Source organism: Teichococcus deserti (assembly GCF_001982615.1).
GTDB classification, from domain to species: Bacteria; Pseudomonadota; Alphaproteobacteria; order Acetobacterales; family Acetobacteraceae; genus Pseudoroseomonas; species Pseudoroseomonas deserti.
In genome coordinates, this window is sequence record NZ_MLCO01000095.1 from 1 (window position 1) to 19283 (window position 19283).

A 19283-nucleotide genomic window follows, 5' to 3' on the forward strand; every position below is an offset into this window, starting at 1 on the left:
GGCCGCCGCCTCGGCCGGCGTGTCGGGATGCAGGATCAGGCTGCCGGCCGCCGGCCGCGCCTGCGACCAGCCGGCGCAGGCCGGGTAGAGGGCGACCCGCGGCGCGGCCCCGGCCATGGCCAGCGCCGCCCGGCCGCCGGCGCCGAAGCCCAGCAGGCCGAGCCGCGCCGGATCGAGCGGCGGCGGCAGCGCCGGCAGCCGGTCCTCCTCGAGCAGCAGCACGGCGAAGCCGAGGCCGAGCAGCCGGTCGATATAGGGCGTCTCCCGCCCGTCCTGGCCGAGCGCGTCGGGCAGGATGGCCACCACCGGCAGCCGCGCCTCCGGCGGGATGCCCGGCGGCAGCAGCGGCGCCTGCCCGCGCGCCGCGCCGGCGCCGAGCAGGGTCGCCGCCAGCAGCGCCGCGCTCCAAGCCTCGAACCAGCGTCCCATCCGCGCGCCTCATCCCATGCCGGACGCAACCTGCCCGGCCGGGGGGGACGATGCTTCGGCCGCGGCCGAAGCGGGCCGCGGCCCGGCCGCGGCTCAGCGGGTCCGCTTGCGCAGGAAGGCGGCCAGGTCCCAGGTGACGAAGCCCGCGCAGACGGTCATCAGGATCAGCAGCCGGTCGGCCGGCGGCCTGTCATGCGGGATGCGCGTCAGCCAGCCGAACAGGATGATCAGGCCGACCACCGCGGCGCAGGCGAAGGCGCGGAGGAGGTGGTATCGCGGCGACCCGCGCTCGGGAAGGGTCACGACGCGGGGTCCTGCGGGGCGGCTGAAGGCATGGCCGCCGGATGATATCGAAGGCGCAAGCTTCGGCACAGCCTTCGCGGCGTCGGCGGCCGCCCCTCGCGAATTCGGAATCCGCTCTTTCTGCTATGCCGCTTTTGTATGGCGGGGCGCGGCCCCGGCCATTGCTTAATCCCCCTTCAGCCGAGCGCCGCGCCAGACGGACGCCACGGCCGCAAGGGGAGAGACAAGCAGCATGGATGTCGGATTCATCGGCCTTGGCCGGATGGGGCGCCCGATGGCGTCCAACCTCTGCCGCAAGGGCTTCCGCCTGACCGTCAACGACATCAACCCGGATGCGGTGGCCGAGCTCGCGCTGCTGCAGGCCCGCCCCGCCGCGACCGTCGCCGAGGCCGCGGCGGCCGGCCAGGTGATCGTCACCATGCTGCCCAACTCGGCGGTCGTCGACCAGGTGGTGGCCGGCGCCGAGGGCGTGCTGGCCCATGCGAAGCCCGGCTCGGTGGTGCTGGACATGAGCACCATCGATCCCGAGACCACCGACCGGCTGGCCGCCCAAGCCGCCGAGCGGGGCATCGGCTTCGTCGACGCGCCGGTCGGCCGGCTGGCCAGCCATGCCGATCGCGGCGAATCCCTCTTCATGGTCGGCGCCACGGACGAGCATTTCGCGCGGGTCCGCCCGCTGCTGGAGGCGATGGGCAGCACCATCCATCATTGCGGCCCGGTCGGCAGCGGCACCCGCACCAAGCTGGTGAACAACTTTCTCGCTGTTGCCTCCTGCCAGATGAACGCGGAAGCGCTGGCGCTGTCGCAGCGCTTCGGGCTCGCGCTGGAGACGACGCTGGAGGTGCTCTACGGCACCACCGCGGTGAACGGCCAGCTGAAGATCGCCTGGCCGAGCAAGGTGCTGAAGGGCGACATCGAGCCCGGCTTCACCATCGACCTGGCGCACAAGGACCTGACGCTGATCGTCGAGGCAGCCAATGCGGCCCGCGTGCCGATGCCGATGGCCGCCGCGGCGCGCGAGGCCTTCAGCACCGCCCGCTCGCGCGGCTTCGGGGACAAGGATTTCTCGGCGATGGTCGACGCGCTCTGCGACCTGGCCAGCATCGAGAAGCCCCGACTGCGTTGATCCGCCGGCGCTGACCTGCCGTCCCGCCTGACCCGACAGACGCACCGCCCCGCAGAGGGCGGGCCGCAACGCCATCAAGGGAAACGCTCATGTCCAGCTCTCGTCGCGCGCTGCTGCAGGGCGGCGCCGTCCTGGCCGCCGCCAGCCTCGCCATGCCCGCCATCGCCCAGCCGGCCAGAATCCGCATCGGCGTGCTGGCGGATTTCTCCGGCATCTACACCGATCTGCTCGGCCCGGCGGGCGTCGCCTGCGCCCGCCAGGCGGCCAGCGAGTTCATGGCGGCGACGCCCGGCCTCAATGTCGAGGTGATCTTCGGCGACCACCAGAACAAGGCCGATGTCGGCGCCACGCTGGCGCGCTCCTGGTTCGACCAGCAGGGCGTCGACATGCTGATCGCGGGGCCGAATTCGGCGGTGGGGCTGGCCGCCTCGACCGTCACCCGCGACAAGGACAAGGTCTGCCTCGGCGTCGCGGTGACGGCGACCGAGTTCACCAACGCGCTCTGCACGCCCAACACCATCAACTGGACCTATGACGGCTACATGCTGTCCAAGGCGGTGGCCGCCGAGACGGTGCGGGGCGGCGGGAAGAAATGGTACTTCATCGCCACCGACAATGCCTTCGGCCATTCGCTGCAGGCCGAGACCACCGCCTTCGTGCAGGAGGCCGGCGGCAGCGTGGTGGGCGGCGCGCGGGTGCCGCTGGGCACGGCGGATTTCTCGGCGACGCTGCAGGCGGCGCGGGCCAGCGGGGCGGAGGTGATCGGGCTCGCGCTCGGCGGCAACGACCTGCCCAACTGCATCAAGCAGGCGCAGGAATTCGGCATCACCCGGCGGATGAAGATGGCCGCGCTGGTGATGTTCCTGAGCGACATCAAATCGGCCGGGCTGCAGGTCATGCAGCAGCTGCTCTTCACCAACAGCTTCTACTGGGACACCAACGAGCAGACCCGCGCCTTCACCCGCCGCGTGCTGCCGGCGATGGGCGGCGCCTATCCGGGCATGGTGCATGCCGGCTGCTATGCGGTGACGCTGCACTACCTGAAGGCGGTCGCCGCCATGGGGGTGGCGCGGGCGAAGGAAAGCGGCGCCGCGGTGGTGGCGCAGATGAAATCCATGCCGACCCAGGACGACGCCTTCGGCGCCGGCAGCATCCGCGCCGATGGCCGCGCCGTGCTGGCCGCCTATCTGCTGCAGGTGAAGGCGCCGGCCGAAAGCCGTCAGGACTGGGATTTCTGCAAGCTGGTCTCGACCATGGACCCGCAGGAGACGGTCAAGCCGCTGTCGCAGAGCGCCTGCCCGCTGATCCGCGCCTAGCGGCTTTCTCGCCACCCGGCGGGCGGGCTTCTGTCCCGCCGGGCTTCCCCTCGCCGCGCTTTCGCGCCAAGCTTCGTCCCCGCGCCCGGGGCAGCCATCGAAGCCGGACGGCCCGCTCGGCACTGCAGGTTTCGCGCCCCTGGAAAAACTCCGAGGGAAGGCCAGGAAAAGATGCAAAGACGAAGCTTGCTGCAGGCGGCCGGCGCAGCGCTGCTGCCGCTGCCCGCCATCGCCCAGACCGCCGGGGCGAAGCTGCTGAAATTCGTCCCGCAGGCCAATCTCAGCACGCTGGATCCGGTCTTCACCACCGCCGCGGTCACCATCACCCATGGCTTCTGCGTCTTCGACACGCTCTACGGCGTCGACGGCAAGCAGGCGCCGAAGCCGCAGATGGCCGAGGGCGCGACCGTCTCCGACGACGGCCGCACCTGGCTGATCCGGCTGCGCGAGGGCCTGCGCTTCCATGACGGCGAGCCGGTGCGCGCCCAGGACTGCGCCGCCAGCCTGGACCGCTGGAGCCAGATCGACACCTTCGGCACCACGCTGCGCCGCGCCGTCGAGGCCTTTGAGGCGGCCGACGACCGCACGATCCGCATCCGCCTGACCCGGCCCTTCCCGCGGCTGCTGGAGGCGATCGGCAAGCCGCATTCCTCGCCCGCCTTCATCATGCCGGAGCGGCTGGCGAGGACCGAGCGGACGAAGATCGTCAGCGAGATGGTCGGCTCCGGCCCGTTCCGCTTCAAGGCCGACGAATACCTCTCCGGCGCCCGCGCGGTCTATGAGCGCTTCGACGGCTACCGCCCGCGCGAGGAGGCGGCGGACTGGACCTCGGGCGGCAAGCGCGTGCTGATCGACCGGCTGGAATGGCATGTGATGCCCGATGCCGCGACGGCGACGGCGGCGCTGCAGCGCGGCGAGGTCGACTGGGTCGAGCAGCCGGCGATCGACCTGCAGCCGATGCTGCAGAAGGCACGCAACATCCGCCTGCAGGTGCAGGACCCCTACGGCTTCCTGGCCTTCGCCCGCTTCAACCACAGCATTCCGCCTTTCGACAATCCGGCGCTGCGGCGCATCGTGCTGGGGGCGCTGAACCAGGAAGACTACATGGTCTCGATCATGGGCGACGACCGCGCGACCTGGCGCGCCTGCCATTCCGCCTTCCCGCTGGGCATGCCCGGGGTGCGTGACGTCGGATCGGCGGTGATGACGCCGCCGCACGACCTGGCCCGCGCCCGCGAGGCGGTGCGCCAGGCCGGCTACAAGGGCGAGACGGTGGCCATCCTGCAGCCCACCGACCAGCCGACCATCGCGCCGCATGGCCAGGTCACCGCCGCCCTGCTGCAGGCGCTGGGCTTCAAGGTCGACCTGCAGGCGATGGACTGGGGCAGCCTGATGGCGCGCCGCCTGGCGCGGCAGCCGGTGGAGAAGGGCGGCTGGAGCATCTACCACACCAACTGGCCCAGCGTGTCGATCGCCAATCCGGCGCTGAACACCAATATCCGCGGCGATGGCATCGCCGCCGGCTGGTATGTCGACCCGGAGATGGAGCGGCTGGTCGAGCGCTGGGTGGGGGAGGCCGATGCGGCCCAGGCCCAGGCGCTGTTCGACCAGGTGCAGCAGCGCTGCATCGACCAGGCGCCGGCGCTGCCGCTCGGCCAGTTCTTCCAGCGGACCGCCTTCTCCTCGGCGGTGCAGGGCGTGGCGCCGGGATCGGTCTGCTATTTCTGGGGCGTGCAGCGGGCCGGCTGAGCCGGTTGGGGAGGATGCAGGGCCGGCCAGGCCCGGCCGGCCCTGTCGCGAAAGGTCAGCCGGTGATCATCCGGCGCAGCCGCCCGGACAGGCGGTCGACCACGATCACGGTGACCAGGATCAGCAGCACGATGAAGGACACCACGTCCCATTCCAGCGTGCGGATCATCTCCGACAGCATCAGCCCGATGCCGCCGGCGCCGACGATGCCGACGATGGTCGACGAGCGGGTGTTGCTCTCGATCATGTAGAGCACATGGCCGATCATCACCGGCAGCACCGCCGGCAGCACGCCGAAGCGGATGCCGGCCAGCCTGCCGCCGCCGGTCGAGCGCACGCCCTCCACCGCGCGGCGGTCGGCCGCCTCGATCGCCTCCGAGAACAGCTTGCCGAAGGTGCCGATGTCGCCGGTCATGATCGCCAGCACGCCGGCGAAGGGGCCGAGGCCGACGACGCTGACCCAGATCAGCGCCCAGATCAGCGAATCGATGCCGCGGATGCTGTCCAGCAGCCGGCGCGACAGGAAGTGCACGATCCGGTTGGCGGTGGTGTTGCGCGCCGCCAGCAGGCCCAGCGGGAAGGCGAGGACGGCCGCCAGCAGCGTGCCCAGGAAGGCGATCGCCAGGGTCTCGGCCAGGCCCTGGAAGATCAGCGCCGCGCGGCTGGCGGTGCCCGGCGTCGGCGGGATCATCAGGCCGAGGAAATTCGCCAGCTGCGCCATGCCGCCGACGATGCGGCCGGGCGAGAATTCCAGCCGCACCAGCGCGAAGACGAAGAGCGCGACGGCGCCGGCGGACAGCGCCAGGCCCAGCAGCCGGCGCGGCGTGGCGCGGCGGAAGGCGGCCGGGTGGCGCGCCCGGATGCCGGCCAGGTCGGCCAGCGCGATCTCGCGCAGGGTGGCAGGCCGGGTGGTGCTGCTCATCAATGCCGCTCCATCGCGCCGATCAGCCGGTGCCGCAGCCATTCCGTGCCGAGGTCGATCAGCATGACGGTCAGGATGATCAGCAGCAGGATGGCGGAGACGTCGTTGTAGTAGAACTTGCGGATCGCCTCGAGCAGGTCGAGGCCGATGCCGCCGGCGCCGACGAAGCCCAGCACGGAGGCCTGGCGGACATTGATCTCGAAGCGCAGCAGCAGGTAGCTGACGAAGTTGGGCAGCACCTGCGGCACCACGGCGAAGCGCACCATGGCGACCCAGGAGGCGCCGGCGGCGGTCGCCCCCTCGACCGGCTTGCGGTCGATGTTCTCCACCACCTCGTAGAACAGCTTGCCCAGCGCCCCCATGCTGTGCAGCGCGATGGCCAGCACGCCGGGCACCGGGCCCAGGCCGAAGGCCATGACGAAGATCAGCGCGAAGACGATGTCCGGCACGGTGCGGCAGAATTCCAGCACCCGCCGCGCGGCCCCGCGCAGCCAGCGGTTGGCCACCAGGTTGGAGGAGGCCAGGAAGCTGAGCAGGAAGCCGCCGATGCCGCCGAGCACGGTGCCCAGATAGGCGATCAGCAGCGTGTCGAAGAGCAGGATGCCCCACTTCTTCCAGCCCCAGAGCCATTCCGCCGGATCGGTCCAGACCCGGCCGGTGCCGCTCTCGAAGGCGGTGATGCGGTCGAAATAGTCGAAGAAGCCGCCGAAATGCCGCCACAGCCGGGCGAGGTCGACCTCGGCGACATGGCCGGCGACCAGCGACAGCGCGGCGACGGCCAGCGCCAGCAGCAGCGCGCGGCGGCGCGGCGCCCGGGCGGCCTCACGATACCCGTCCAGCAGCTCGGCGAGGCGCTGGTCGGAGGGGCGGGTGATGGAAATGGCCAGGGGAGTGGGTCCCGGAGCTCGCCGCCGCCCTGGCCGGCTGGCCAGGACGGCGGGCGCGCCGCCTCAGCCGCGGCGGCGCAGGTTGTCGACGAAGCGGTTCAGCTCGATGATCGGCTGGTAGACGCTGTTGTCGGCGGCGACCAGCGGGCCGGCCTTGCCGTCGGTCATCTTGTCGAAGGCGGCCTTGTCGGCGGTGGCCAGCTCCAGCACGGCGCTGCGGATCGCGGCCTTCAGGTCGTCCGGCAGCGCGTCCAGATAGGCCATCGGCGAATTCACGATCTGCTCGGACTTGAAGATGATGCGGAAATCCTCCGCCTTCACCATGCCCTTGCGCGCCATGCGCAGCAGGTTGCTCTCCTGCTCGTCGTTCCACCAGTTGGCGCACATGTCGACCGTGCCCTGGCTCAGCGCGATCACCGCATTCTCATGGCTGCCGGTGTAGACGACGCGGCCGAAGAACTGCTCCGGGGTGATGCCCAGCTTGTTCAGCGCGAAGCGCGGCACGTTGTTGCCCGAGGTGGAGTTCGGGTCGACCAGGCCGAGGTTCTTGCCCTTCAGGTCCTCGATCTTCTGGTAGGGGCTGTCGGCCTTCACGTAGAAGACCGAGTAGTAGCCCTTGCTGCCGTCGAGGTTGCTCTCGATGGCGAAGGCGGTGATCTTCGAGCCGGTCATCAGCGCGCGGGCGAAGGAGGAGGGGCCGTAGGAGGCGAGGTGGATGTTGCCCGCCCGCTGGCCCTCGATCACCGCTGCATAGTCGCTGGCGATGCGCAGCGTCACCTTGGTGCCCAGGCGCTTCGACATGTAGGCGATGAAGGGCGCGTAGCGCTCGGTGACGCCCGACGCGTTCTCCGACGGGATGATGGCGAAGACCAGCTCCGGATAGCGGGCGGCCCAGGGAGCGGCGCCCTGGGCGCGGACGACGGTCGGCGCCGCGAGCATGGCGGCGGAGGCGCCCAGGAGGGCGCGGCGCTGGATGAGCATGGGTCGGTTCCCTGTGATCGGCAGAAGGGGTCGTCGACGCCGGCGGCAGCCGCCCGGCGTCAGGCGTGCAGCGGCTGCGGCTGGCGGCGCGTCGGCGCCGCGGCCGCGGCGGATTCCATCACCTCGGCGGCCTCGAGGCCGTAGAGCGCGCGCGCCGCCGCCTCGTCGAGCCGGTCCGGCGCGCCGTCGAAGACCAGCCGCCCGGCCGAGAGCCCGACCAGCCGCGTGCAGTAGCTGCGCGCGATGTCGAGCGAATGCAGGTTGCAGAGCACGGTGATGCCATAGTCGCGGTTGATCCGCGCCAGCGCGTCCATCACGACCTTGGTGTTGCGCGGGTCGAGCGAGGCGATCGGCTCGTCGGCCAGGATGATCTCGGGCGACTGCACCAGGGCGCGGGCGATGGCGACGCGCTGCTGCTGGCCGCCCGAGAGGTTCTCGGCGCGCTGCGCCGCGAGCTCGGCGATGTCGAGGCTCTCCAGCGCCGAGAGGGCGATGGCGCGGTCCTCTTCGGGCCACATCTGCAGCAGCGAGCGATAGGCCGGCACCTGGTTCAGCCGGCCCATCATGACATTGGTCAGCACGTCGAGCCGGCCGGACAGGTTGAAGCCCTGGAACACCATGGCGCAGCGCGCCCGCCAGTCGCGCAGCGCGCGGCCGCGCAGCGCCGTGACGTCGGTGCCGTCGAACAGGATCTGCCCGGAGCTCGGCTCGGCCAGGCGGTTGACCATGCGCAGGAAGGTGGACTTCCCGGCGCCGGAGCGGCCGATGACGCCGATGAATGCGCCGCGCGGCACCTCGAGCGAGAGGCTGTCGAGCGCGATCCGGTCGCCGAAGCGCCGCGTCAGATCCTTGATGATCAGCATGGGCGGACGCTTAGCCCGCGCATGATGACAACCAAATAGCGGGTCGATGAAGGATCGATGACGCTGCGCGCGGCGGCATCGCGGGCGTCCCGGTGCGGCAATGCCATGCCGTGCCGCGGCGCGAGGATCGGGGGGCTAGCGCCAGCGCGCCATGACGGTGCGCGGCGAGACCTCGTGGCCCGGCGCAATCCAGCGCCTGGGCCAGGCCGGCATCGGCCGGCGGCGCATGCTCGGCCAGGAGATCGACCTCCGGCGTGTGGCCGGCCCTCAGCAGGTTGTCGCGGAAGCGGGTGCCGCCGGCCAGGGCATGGCGGATGACGCCGGGCTCGACGAAGGTGCCGAGGCCGTCGCGCCCGCAGCAGCCGCTTGCCCGCCATCTCGGCCAGCGCCCGGCGCAGCGTCGCCTTGTTGACGCCGAAGCGCGTGGCCAGCGCCGCCCCGCGCGGCAGCGTCTGCCCGGGCGGCCGCAGGCCGCGCTCGATCCCGCCGGTCAGCGCCAGCTCGATCTGCCGCCAGGCGGCGGGGCCCCCCCGCCCGGTCAGCGGCCGGGGCGGATCGGTGGTCATGCGCGGGCTCCGCCGGCAGCGGGCAGTAACCAGCATCCCCCCCGGAAGTTTCCAGGCCATCTCCCATGCAAATCCGGTCGAAAAAAGCCGCGCTTAGCAACAACGATCTTCCGGCAAAAGACTTATGGGAGGGAGCCGGGCGCAGGGTGCATGAAATGCCACCCTGCATGCTTGGAAGCCGGGACAGAAGTTGCCCCCAGGGCACAATGGAGACTGGGGTCATGCCCGTCGAGCGGTCACGCAACACGCCTGCCTTGTCGGACGATGCGCGCCAGAGCCCGGATTTCGCCCGGGCCCGCGACAGCCGCGACATCTTCTTCGCCGCGGTCGAGACCACGCGCATGCCGATGACCGTCACCGATCCGCGGCAGAAGGACAATCCGATCATCTTCGCCAACCAGGCCTTCCTGGCGCTGACCGGCTACAGCGCGGAGGAGCTGATCGGCCGCAACTGCCGCTTCCTGCAGGGGCCGGAGACCGATCGCGGCACCGTCGACCAGGTCAGGCAGGCGATCCGCGACGAGCAGGAGATCGCCACCGAGATCCTCAACTACCGCAAGAACGGCTCGAGCTTCTGGAACGCCCTCTACATCTCGCCGGTGCATGACAGCGAGGGCAACCTCATCTACTTCTTCGGCTCGCAGCTCGACGTCTCGCGCCGGCGCGATGCCGAGGACGCGCTGCGCCAGGCGCAGAAGATGGAGGCGCTGGGCCAGCTGACCGGCGGCATCGCGCATGACTTCAACAACCTGCTGCAGGTGATGTCGGGCTATCACGAGCTGGCGCTGGCCGCGATCCGCCGCGGCGGCGGCGCCGAGGCGCGGGCGCTCGGCCATATCGAGGCGGCGCACCAGGCGGCGATGCGCGCCGGCACGCTCACCCAGCAGCTGCTGGCCTTCGCCCGCAAGCAGCGGCTGGAGGGCCGCGCGCTGAACCTGAACGACACGGCGCGGGCGATGCTGGACCTGGCGCGGCGGACCCTGGGGGGCGAGGCCGAGGTCTATGCCCATCTGGACGAGACGCTGTGGAACTGCCGCGTCGATCCCAGCCAGCTCGAGGTCTCGATCCTGAACCTGCTGATCAATGCGCGCGACGCGCTGCAGGGGCGGCCCTCGCCCTCGGTCACGCTGGAGACGCGCAACCACGCGGTGGCGGCCGAGGACGCGGCCAATCTCGCCGGCCTGCCGCCCGGGCGCTATGCCTGCATCAGCGTCTCCGACAATGGCTGTGGCATGTCGCCGCAGATCCTGGCCCGCGTGCTCGATCCCTTCTTCACCACCAAGGAGGAAGGCCGCGGCACCGGCCTCGGCCTGTCCACCGTCTACGGCTTCGCCAAGCAGTCCGGCGGCACGGTGCGGCTCTATTCGGAGGAGGGCGTCGGCACCACGGTGCGGCTCTACTTCCCCGCCGCCGAGGAAGCCGGCGACAGCCGCGCCGCCCCCGCCGCGCGTTCGATGGACCGCGGCGGCAGCGAGCTGATCCTGGTGGTCGAGGACCGCCCCGAGATCGGCGACGTCGCCGAGGCCTTCCTGGAGGATTTCGGCTACCGCATCCTGCGCGCCGCCAGCGGGTGCGAGGCGCTGCAGGCGATCGAGGCGCATCCGGAGGTGGACCTGCTGTTCTCCGACCTGATCATGCCGGGGGGGATGAACGGCGTCGTGCTGGCGCGCGAGGCGCGGCGGCGCCGGCCCGGGCTGAAGATCCTGCTGACCACCGGCTATGCCGAGGCCTCGGTCGAGCGCATCGAGGCGGGCGGCTCGGAATTCGAGATCATCAACAAGCCCTATGGCCTGCAGAACCTGGCGAAGAAGGTGCGGCTGATCCTGGACGGGCCGACCGGGGTGGGGTGAGGCGGCGGCGATCCTGGCGATCGACGCCGCGTAGGGGGCGCGCAGCCCGGCCGGCGGGTAGGAGGGCGGCATCCACCCAGGAGCGTTCCATATCCGAAGACCCGAAGCCGCAGCCCGCCCCGACGTCCATCCCGACGTCCATCCCGACGTCCAGCGCGACGCCGGCCCCCGCGGAAGCCGGGCTGCCCCAGGCTGAGCTTCCCCAGGCTGAGCTTCCCCAGGCTGAGCTTCCCCAGGCTGAGCTTCCCCAGGCTGAGCTGCCCGAGGCCCGGCTGGATCAGGTGTCCGGCGGCGTGGCGGGGCCGGCATCCAATCCTTTCGGCTGGCGTCCGGCGACCTGACCCGGCCCTCCGGTCAGCCGTCGTTCTGCATCGCCAGCTGCCGGGCAACGCCCTCGTAATGCCGGGCCGAGGCCAGGTTGCCCTGGGCGCGATAGGCGGCGCTGACCGCCTTCGCCGCCCGCACCGCGGCGTCGAAGGCGTCGAGGCGCTGCTGCCAGTCCAGGTCGCCCTCGCCGATCTCGCCGTCGCGGAAGGCGCCGACGCGATAGCCGCCGCCGGTGTCCACCACGCCGATCCGCGGCACGCCGCCGCGCATCTCGCCATAGAAGGCGTCGCCCGGCCGGGCGCCGTCGCGCCGGCGCAGCATGCCAGGCCCTTCGGCCTGGCCCGCCGGGCAGGCGCCGGTCCAGAAGACCGGGCCGCCGGCCAGCGACCGAGGCGCGACGAAGCGGCACTGCGTCGCCGGGTCGCGCGACCAGGCGAGCTCCTGCGCGGCGGCCGGCGCCGCCATCAGCGCCAGCAGGCAGAATGCCGAAACCCGATGCCGCGCCGCCATGCCATGCCTCCCGCGGGCCGTGCCGCCGCGGCCGGGCTTAGCATGCCGGCGCGCGGCGCAGGACGGGCGGCGGCGGCACATTCCCGTCAGCGGCCCGGCGCTCCTGCCCACCGCCGGCTGCCCGCCGCCGGCTGCCCACCGCCAGCTGCCCGATGCCGCCGATAGACGCGGTGTATTGGACCCCGCGCGCCTTCCCGGCTTTACCGGCCTGCGCGGCGCGGATGGCCGCCAGGGAGCGATGACTTGCGCAGAATGACGGTGGCCGCCGCGGCGGCGGTGGCGATCCTTGCCGGCGGCGGCGCGGCGAAGGCCGATATCCTGGTGCAGAACACCGCTTCGAAGGCGGTCTGGCTCACGCTGTATGACGGCTTCGGCCGGGCGGTCATGAGCCGGTGCCTGGCGACCCATGCGTCCCATGCCGCCAGGACGGAGACCGGCAGCGCCGTCTATGTCCGGGGCGAGATGAAGGAGCGGACGGATTGCAGCGGCCGCACGCTGCAGGACACCGGGCGCGGCGCGACGATCGTCACCGGCGCCAGCACGACGAAGATCTTCGTCGAATCCGGCGGGCGGCTTCTGGTCCGCTGAGCGCGGCCGGGGACGGCGCCGTCGCGCCGCCGCCGCCCGGCCTGCCCCGTCAGGCGCCGAAGCCGCCATCGATGGTGTGCATCGCGCCGGTGACGAAGCCGGCCTCCGGCCCGGCCAGCCAGGCGACCAGGCCGGCCACGTCCTCCGGCCGGCCGTGCCGCTTCAGCGCCATCACCGCATGCTGGATGTCCTTCATCGGCCCGTCGGCCGGGTTCAGGTCGGTGTCGATCGGCCCGGGCTGCACCACGTTCACCGTGATGCCGCGCGGCCCGAAGTCGCGCGCCAGCCCGCGCGCCAGGCCCTGCAGCGCCGACTTGCTCATGGCGTAGGCGGAGAGGCCGGGGAAGGGGATGCGGTCGCCGTTGACCGAGCCGATGACGATGATCCGCCCGCCCTCCGGCATCCGCCGCGCCGCCTCGACCGCCGCGTGCCAGGGGGCGGCGACATTGATGCGGATCAGCCGGTCGACCATGTCGGGATCCTGCTCCAGCGGGTCGCCGAAGGCGCCGACGCCGGCATTGACCACCAGCACGTCGAGCGGCCCGCTGTCGCGGACGCGCGCGATCAGCGCGTCGCGGTCGGCGCTGTCGGTCAGCACGGCGGTGGCGCCGGTCTCGGCGGCCAGCCGCCCGGCGGCCTCCTGCGCGCCGGCATAGGTGAAGGTCACCGCCGCGCCCTCGGCGGCGAAGCGGCGCACGATGGCGGCGCCGATGCCGCGGCTGCCGCCCAGCACCAGCACCGACTTCCCCTGGATTCCGGCCATGCGGCCCTCCTTGCGAGTTAATGTAGTGGCGACTACATAAATGCGCGCAGAGCCCCGTCAAGGCATTTTGTAAAAATGACTACAAAAACATCCCCGCCCCAGACCTCCCGGCCGCGCGGCCGCCCGCGCGGCTTCGACCCGGACCGGGCCCTGGCCACGGCGCAGCGGCTGTTCCATGCGCGCGGCTATGACGCGGTCGGCATCGCCGATCTCACCGCCGCGCTCGGCATCAACCCGCCCAGCTTCTACGCCGCCTTCGGCAGCAAGGCGGCGCTCTATGCCCAGGCGCTGGACCGCTACACCGGCCTGGCCGGCGTGCCGATGGGCGAGATCCTGCTGCCCGGCCGCCCGGTCGGCGAAGCCCTGGCCGCGCTGCTGGAGGAGGCGGCGCGCCGCTATGCCGCGGATCCTGCCGGCGCCGATCCGGCCGGCGCCGATCCCGCGGGCCCAGGCCCCGCCATCGCCGGCTGCCTGGCGATCGAGGGGGCGCGCTGCACCGATCCGGCGGCGCGGCAGGCGGCGGGGCTGCTGGTCGCGGCGGGGGCGGCGCGCATCCGCGATTACGTCGCCGCCCGCCATCCCGAGGCGGCCGGGCGGCTGGCGGATTACGTCGTGACCCAGATGGCGGGGCTGTCGGCCATGGCGCGGCAGGGCCACGGGCGGGACCGGCTGCTGGCCACCGCCCGGCTGGCGGCGCCGGGCATCGCGGCGGCGCTGGCCTCCGGCTGAACCGGCCCCCGCCGCCTCAGCGGCAGTTGTCGCCCTCGCGCCGGAAGTTCAGCACCCGGCCATCGCGCACCTCGAAGGTGACGGTGCAGGGCGCCGCGTCATAGCCGGAGCCGCCCAGCGGGAAGCCCAGCCCGATCCCGGTGCCGACGCCGCGGCCGCGCCCATAGCCGCCGCCATAGCCGAAGCTTCCGGCGCCGATGCCGAAGCTCAGGCCGGAGGAGGCCGGCGCCGCCGCGCTGGTGAAGTCGTATTCCAGGAAGCGCTGGCTGCCATTGTCGTAGATGCGCTGCGGCACGCCGAGCGCCTCGACCAGGCGGATCTCCGGCTGGCCAACATAGGTGGCGATGCTCCGGTCGAAGGCTGCCGGGGCCTCGCTGGCGCAGGCGGCGAGCAGCAGGGGCGCGAGCAGCAGCGCGGCACGGGTCAGGCGCGTCATCCGGCAATCCTCCTGGGATCCTCCTGGCAGCAGCGCAACGCGGCGTTTCGGGCCGCGGTTTCCCGGCCCGGCCGGCAAGGACCCGGCGGCCCGGCCGGAAGACTTTCGCCGCGCTGCATTTTTGCGTGCTGTAAGCCCCGGAAATTTCCTTTCAATTGATCCCATCTTACTCTTAAGAGAAACAAAGTAAAATCGGAAATAACTGGGTTGCCGTATAGTATAGAACGGACAAAGATGCCGGCATGCGCCGCCGGTTCTTCTGCACCCTGCCCCTGGTCGCCGCCGTCACGGCACCGCCCGCACTGGCGGCGCCCCGGCTGCTGCCGGACCCGCCGCAGGCACGCCGGCTGCGGCTGCGCCACGCCGCCTCCGGCGCCAGCTTCTCGGGCCTCTACCACAATGGCCGGGCGGCCGATCCGGCGGCCATGGCCGAGCTGTCGCAGGTGCTGGCCGACACCCGCACCGGCCAGGTCCGCGCCTTCGACGTCCAGGCCATCGACATCCTCTGGGAGATGGGCCGCCGCCAGGGGCTGGCGGAATTCACCGTGCTGTCGGGCTATCGCACCGAGGCGACCAACCGCGAGGTGAACGGCGCCGCCAACAGCCAGCATCTGCGCGCCGCGGCGCTCGACCTGCAGATCGCCCGCGCCCGCTTCGACAGCTTCGCCGAGGCGGCGATCAGCCTGGGGCGCGGCGGCGTCGGCCTCTATCCGGCGCAGGGCTTCATCCATCTCGATTCCGGCGCGGTGCGGCGCTGGACCGATGGCGACGGCCCGGTCGTCGCGGCGCGGCGCGGCCCGCCGCCGCGCAGCCCGGCCGAGCAGCGCATCGACCGCCTGGCCGAGGCCTGGGCCAGCCTGCGCCGCCGCTGAGCCGCGCTGCGCGAAGAGCTGCCCCGCGCACCGGTTTACTTCCGCCGGCCATGACCAGGACAGTCCTCCCTGAAGCGGGAAGCGCCGGCCCGCAGTGCCGGCCCTGAAAAAGCCTCGGCGGATGGCGTCTTTACTGAGCCGGCTGCCCGCGACCTCTCCGGCAGCATTCCGGCATGGCAGGGCTGCGCCGCCTTAACCGGTCGGCATTGAATCCCCTCTACTGTTCTTCGCTGCGTTGCGGCACCTTGTCAGTTGGCCTGGCTTGGCGTAGTCGGAACCGTTGGGACCCCAGGCGGATCAACAATAACGGTCATCGGCGTTGCGGTTCGGCGCCATGGCCTCAGGACGGCGGGATAGCGATGAAGGCCTACTTGGATTACCTGACCGAGATCAAAGGCAGAGAAACTCAAGGGCTCGCACCCAAGCCGATCGACGACGGCGTGCTCGTGGCCGACCTGATCGCCCTGATCCAGGACGCCGGCAGCGAGCACCGGGCCGCGGCCCTGAATTTCTTCATCTACAACACCCTGCCCGGGACCACGAGCGCCGCCGGCGTCAAGGCCGCCTTCCTGAAGCGGGTCATCCTGGGCGAGGTCGCCGTCCCGGAGATCACCCCGGCCTTCGCCCTCGAGCTGCTGTCGCACATGAAGGGCGGTCCCTCGATCGCCGTGCTGCTCGACATCGCCCTCGGCGCGGATGCGGCGCTGGCCGTCCAGGCGGGCGAGGTGCTGAAGACCCAGGTCTTCCTCTACGACGCCGACATGTTCCGCCTGCGCGACGCCTATCAGGCCGGCAATGCCGTCGCCAAGGCGGTGCTGGAGAGCTACGCCCGCGCCGAGTTCTTCACCAAGCTGCCGGATGTCGCGGACGAGATCCAGGTCGTCACCTTCATCGCCGCCGAGGGCGACATCTCGACCGACCTGCTGTCGCCGGGCAACCAGGCGCATTCCCGCGCCGACCGCGAGCTGCACGGCAAGTGCATGTGCACGCCCGAGGCGCAGCAGCAGATCGTGGCCCTGCAGCAGCAGCATCCCGGCAAGCCGGTGATGATGATCGCCGAGAAGGGCACGATGGGCGTCGGCTCGTCGCGCATGTCGGGCGTCAACAACGTGGCGCTGTGGACCGGCAAGCAGGCCAGCCCCTACGTCCCCTTCGTCAACTTCGCGCCGATCGTCGCCGGCACCAACGGCATCTCGCCGATCTTTGCGACCACCGTCGACGTCACCGGCGGCATCGGCATCAACCTGAAGAACTGGGTCAAGAAGACCGGTGACGACGGCAAGCCGATCATGAACAATGACGGCAATCCGATCCTCGAGCAGAAATACTCGGTCGAGACCGGCACCGTCCTGAAGATCGACGTCAAGGGCAAGAAGCTGCGCGACGAGGCCGGCCGGGAGCTGGTCGACATCGCCGGCGCCTTCACGCCGCAGAAGCTCGAATTCATGAAGGCGGGCAGCTCCTACGCCATCGTCTTCGGCAAGAAGCTGCAGACCTTCGCGGCGCAGACGCTCGGCGTCGCGGCAACGCCGGTCTTCGCGCCGAACAAGGAGATCTCGGTCGAAGGCCAGGGCCTGACCGCGGTCGAGAAGATCTTCAACCGCAACGCGGTCGGCGTCACGCCGGGCAAGATCCTGCATGCCGGCTCGGATGTCCGCGTCAAGGTCAACATCGTCGGCTCGCAGGACACCACCGGCCCGATGACGGCGCAGGAGCTGGAGGCGATGGCCGCCTCCGTCATCTCGCCGCTGGTCGACGGCGCCTACCAGTCCGGCTGCCACACCGCCTCGGTCTGGGACAAGAAGGCTCAGGCGAACATCCCGAAGCTCATGTCCTTCATGAACAGCTTCGGCCTGATCACCGCCCGCGACCCCAAGGGCGCCTATCCGGCGATGACCGACGTCATCCACAAGGTGCTGAACGACATCACCGTGGATGACTGGGCGATCATCATCGGCGGCGACAGCCACACCCGCATGTCCAAGGGCGTCGCCTTCGGCGCAGATTCGGGCACCGTGGCGCTGGCGCTGGCGACCGGCGAGGCCACCATGCCGATCCCGCAATCGGTGAAGGTGACCTTCAAGGGCGCCATGCAGCCGCATATGGACTTCCGCGACGTCGTCCATGCGACCCAGCAGCAGATGCTGAAGCAGTGCGGCGACAACGTCTTCCAGGGCCGCATCATCGAGGTCCATATCGGCACGCTGCTGGCCGACCAGGCTTTCACCTTCACCGACTGGACGGCGGAGATGAAGGCCAAGGCGTCGATCTGCATCAGCCAGGACGCCACGCTGATCGAGTCGCTGGAGATCGCCAAGTCGCGCATCCAGATCATGATCGACAAGGGCATGGAGAATGCCGCCGGCACGCTGCAGGGGCTGATCGACAAGGCCGATGCCCGCATCGCCGAGATCCGCTCAGGCACGAAGCCGGCGCTGGCCCCCGACGCCAACGCCAAGTACTTCGCCGAGGTGGTGGTCGACCTCGACATCATCGACGAGCCGATGATCGCCGACCCCGACGTCAACAATGCCGACGTGTCCAAGCGCTACACCCACGACACCATCCGCCCGGTCTCCTATTACGGCGCGACGAAGAAGGTGGATCTGGGCTTCGTCGGCTCCTGCATGGTGCACAAGGGCGACATCAAGATCGTCGCCCAGATGCTGAAGAACATCGAAAAGAGCCAGGGCAAGGTCGAGTTCAAGGCGCCGCTGGTCGTCGCGGCACCCACCTACAACATCGTCGACGAGCTCAAGGCCGAGGGCGACTGGGAGATCCTGCAGCGCTACTCCGGCTTCGAATTCGACGACGTGACGCCGAAGACCGCGGCGCGCACCGAATACGAGAACATCCTCTATCTGGAGCGCCCGGGCTGCAACCTCTGCATGGGCAACCAGGAGAAGGCGGAAAAGGGCGACACCGTGCTCGCCACCTCCACCCGCCTGTTCCAGGGCCGCGTGGTCGAGGACACCAAGGAGAAGAAGGGCGAGTCGCTGCTCGCCTCGACCCCCGTGGTGGTGCTGGCCGCCATCCTCGGCCGCACGCCCAGCGCCGAGGAATACAAGGCGGCGGTCGAGGGCATCGACCTGACCAAGTTCGCGCCGCCCAAGGCGACGCCGCTGGATGCCGCCTCGGTCCACTACTGAGGCGTCCTCCGCCGAACCGCCGGGGTGGCGCCATGCCACCCCGCACGCGGCGCCCCTGACGCCGGGAGCGCGCGAACCATGACCGATGCCCCCGCCGAGACGCTGCGCCGGCAGCTGGAATTCCTGGCCGAGCTCGACGCGCTGAAATCCGTCCTGCGGCAGTCGCCGCTGGCGAACCGCAGCCGGCGGGAGAATTCGGCCGAGCATTCCTGGCACCTGGCGATGTTCGCGCTCGTCCTGGCCGAGCATGCCGCCGAACCGATCGATCCCGGCCGGGTCGTGGCGCTGCTGCTGCTGCACGACATCGTCGAGATCGATGCCGGCGACGCCCCGATCCATGCCACGGCCAACGACGGCACAGCCCCCGACCGTGCAAGCCTGGCCCGCGCAAGCCTGGCCCGCGCCGAGCAGGCGGCGGCCGAGCGCCTGTTCGGCCTGCTGCCGGCGGACCAGGGCGCACGCTTCCTGGCGCTGTGGCAGGAATTCGAGGCGGCGGCGACGCCCGAGGCCCGCTTCGCCCGGGCGCTGGACCGGCTGCAGCCGCTGCTGCTGAACACCCTGGCCGGCGGCGGTACCTGGACCGAGAACGGCGTCACCGAGGCGCAGGTGGCCGAGCGCTATGGCCCGGCGATCCGTGGCGGCAGCCCGCGGCTCTGGCAGGCGGCCGCGGCGCTGGTGCGACGGCATTTCGCCGCGACCTCGGGCAGCGAAGCCTAGGTCACGCAGGGTAACAGCGGCTTGGCGGCCGCGGCAGGGCGCACCACCTCGCAGGGCGACCCCTCCGCAAGGCCCGCCGCGCCCCGTGACCGACCAGCCCCCGCCTGCCGCCCCTCCCACCCGCCCCCGCCTGGCCCGCCTGCCCGGCGCCGCCGCCGCCCTGCCCCGGCCGCGCGGCCGCCCCCCCAGCCGCCCCGCGC

The 19283-nt window shown here is 71.2% G+C and carries 19 protein-coding genes; 9 read left to right on the plus strand and 10 right to left on the minus strand.

From position 1 onward, the window contains the following. Together BKE38_RS11810 and BKE38_RS11815 are read right to left on the minus strand one after the other, a co-directional pair. The coding region (locus tag BKE38_RS11810) for a hypothetical protein (RefSeq protein WP_207553550.1) at positions 1-429 on the minus strand (429 nt) is incomplete at its 3' end. Between the two features lie 93 nt (positions 430-522). Beyond that, positions 523-732: a hypothetical protein gene (locus tag BKE38_RS11815; protein WP_076957515.1), complete on the minus strand. Its 210-nt coding sequence runs from the start codon at positions 730-732 to the stop codon at positions 523-525. Positions 733-964: 232 nt separating this feature from the next. On the opposite strand from BKE38_RS11815, the gene BKE38_RS11820 reads away from it, so the two are divergent. The 3 genes from BKE38_RS11820 (at position 965) to BKE38_RS11830 (ending at position 4923) form a co-directional block, all read left to right on the plus strand. Beyond that, complete coding sequence (locus BKE38_RS11820) at positions 965-1858, plus strand: NAD(P)-dependent oxidoreductase (protein WP_076957516.1); 894 nt, start codon at positions 965-967, stop codon at positions 1856-1858. A gap of 89 nt (positions 1859-1947) precedes the next feature. Next, the gene (locus BKE38_RS11825; RefSeq protein ID WP_076957517.1) at positions 1948-3174 is read left to right on the plus strand and encodes an ABC transporter substrate-binding protein; all 1227 of its coding nucleotides are present in this window, start codon (positions 1948-1950) and stop codon (positions 3172-3174) included. Between the two features lie 171 nt (positions 3175-3345). After that, the gene (locus BKE38_RS11830) at positions 3346-4923 is read left to right on the plus strand and encodes an ABC transporter substrate-binding protein (RefSeq protein WP_076957518.1); all 1578 of its coding nucleotides are present in this window, start codon (positions 3346-3348) and stop codon (positions 4921-4923) included. Between the two features lie 55 nt (positions 4924-4978). Here the strand turns inward: BKE38_RS11830 and phnE (BKE38_RS11835) are convergent, their stop codons facing one another. The 5 genes from phnE (BKE38_RS11835) to BKE38_RS33805 are packed head-to-tail and all read right to left on the minus strand — an operon-like array spanning position 4979 to position 9202. Beyond that, entirely contained in the window at positions 4979-5845 is an 867-nt protein-coding gene (phnE, locus tag BKE38_RS11835; protein WP_076957519.1) for a phosphonate ABC transporter, permease protein PhnE, read from the minus strand. Next, entirely contained in the window at positions 5845-6777 is a 933-nt protein-coding gene (gene phnE / locus BKE38_RS11840; RefSeq protein WP_367595686.1) for a phosphonate ABC transporter, permease protein PhnE, read from the minus strand. Before phnE (BKE38_RS11840) ends, phnE (BKE38_RS11835) begins: the two co-directional genes overlap by 1 nt. Before the next feature lie 18 nt (positions 6778-6795). Further along, positions 6796-7713, minus strand: coding sequence for a phosphonate ABC transporter substrate-binding protein (gene phnD, locus BKE38_RS11845; protein WP_076957521.1), 918 nt, complete (start codon positions 7711-7713; stop codon positions 6796-6798). A gap of 59 nt (positions 7714-7772) precedes the next feature. Beyond that, positions 7773-8576, minus strand: a complete 804-nt coding sequence (gene phnC, locus BKE38_RS11850) for a phosphonate ABC transporter ATP-binding protein (RefSeq protein ID WP_076957522.1) — start codon at positions 8574-8576, stop codon at positions 7773-7775. Continuing rightward, the gene (locus BKE38_RS33805) at positions 8570-9202 is read right to left on the minus strand and encodes a GntR family transcriptional regulator (RefSeq protein WP_083747498.1); all 633 of its coding nucleotides are present in this window, start codon (positions 9200-9202) and stop codon (positions 8570-8572) included. Before BKE38_RS33805 ends, phnC begins: the two co-directional genes overlap by 7 nt. A 161-nt stretch (positions 9203-9363) precedes the next feature. Here BKE38_RS33805 and BKE38_RS11860 point away from each other — a divergent pair, with 161 nt between their 5' ends. After that, positions 9364-10992: a histidine kinase famiy protein gene (locus tag BKE38_RS11860; protein ID WP_076957524.1), complete on the plus strand. Its 1629-nt coding sequence runs from the start codon at positions 9364-9366 to the stop codon at positions 10990-10992. 354 nt (positions 10993-11346) lie between these two features. Here BKE38_RS11860 and BKE38_RS11865 read toward each other — a convergent pair whose 3' ends face one another. Beyond that, the gene (locus tag BKE38_RS11865) at positions 11347-11829 is read right to left on the minus strand and encodes a hypothetical protein (protein ID WP_076957525.1); all 483 of its coding nucleotides are present in this window, start codon (positions 11827-11829) and stop codon (positions 11347-11349) included. Positions 11830-12081: 252 nt separating this feature from the next. On the opposite strand from BKE38_RS11865, the gene BKE38_RS11870 reads away from it, so the two are divergent. Further along, the gene (locus BKE38_RS11870) at positions 12082-12417 is read left to right on the plus strand and encodes a hypothetical protein (protein WP_076957526.1); all 336 of its coding nucleotides are present in this window, start codon (positions 12082-12084) and stop codon (positions 12415-12417) included. Between the two features lie 49 nt (positions 12418-12466). Here BKE38_RS11870 and bdcA read toward each other — a convergent pair whose 3' ends face one another. Then, on the minus strand, positions 12467-13180 hold the full coding sequence (gene bdcA, locus BKE38_RS11875) for an SDR family oxidoreductase (RefSeq protein ID WP_076957527.1): 714 nt from the start codon (positions 13178-13180) through the stop codon (positions 12467-12469). A 75-nt stretch (positions 13181-13255) separates the two neighbouring features. On the opposite strand from bdcA, the gene BKE38_RS33625 reads away from it, so the two are divergent. Continuing rightward, positions 13256-13909: a TetR/AcrR family transcriptional regulator gene (locus BKE38_RS33625; protein WP_076957528.1), complete on the plus strand. Its 654-nt coding sequence runs from the start codon at positions 13256-13258 to the stop codon at positions 13907-13909. 16 nt (positions 13910-13925) lie between these two features. Here the strand turns inward: BKE38_RS33625 and BKE38_RS11885 are convergent, their stop codons facing one another. After that, positions 13926-14345, minus strand: a complete 420-nt coding sequence (locus tag BKE38_RS11885; RefSeq protein ID WP_076957529.1) for a hypothetical protein — start codon at positions 14343-14345, stop codon at positions 13926-13928. A 242-nt stretch (positions 14346-14587) separates the two neighbouring features. On the opposite strand from BKE38_RS11885, the gene BKE38_RS11890 reads away from it, so the two are divergent. The 3 genes from BKE38_RS11890 to BKE38_RS11900 all read left to right on the plus strand — a co-directional run bounded on the left by BKE38_RS11890 (position 14588) and on the right by BKE38_RS11900 (position 19083). Next, positions 14588-15217, plus strand: a complete 630-nt coding sequence (locus BKE38_RS11890; protein WP_076957530.1) for a YcbK family protein — start codon at positions 14588-14590, stop codon at positions 15215-15217. Positions 15218-15576: 359 nt separating this feature from the next. After that, positions 15577-18366: a bifunctional aconitate hydratase 2/2-methylisocitrate dehydratase gene (locus tag BKE38_RS11895; RefSeq protein ID WP_076957531.1), complete on the plus strand. Its 2790-nt coding sequence runs from the start codon at positions 15577-15579 to the stop codon at positions 18364-18366. Between the two features lie 78 nt (positions 18367-18444). Further along, positions 18445-19083: an HD domain-containing protein gene (locus tag BKE38_RS11900; RefSeq protein WP_076957532.1), complete on the plus strand. Its 639-nt coding sequence runs from the start codon at positions 18445-18447 to the stop codon at positions 19081-19083. Positions 19084-19283: the final 200 nt, after the last annotated feature.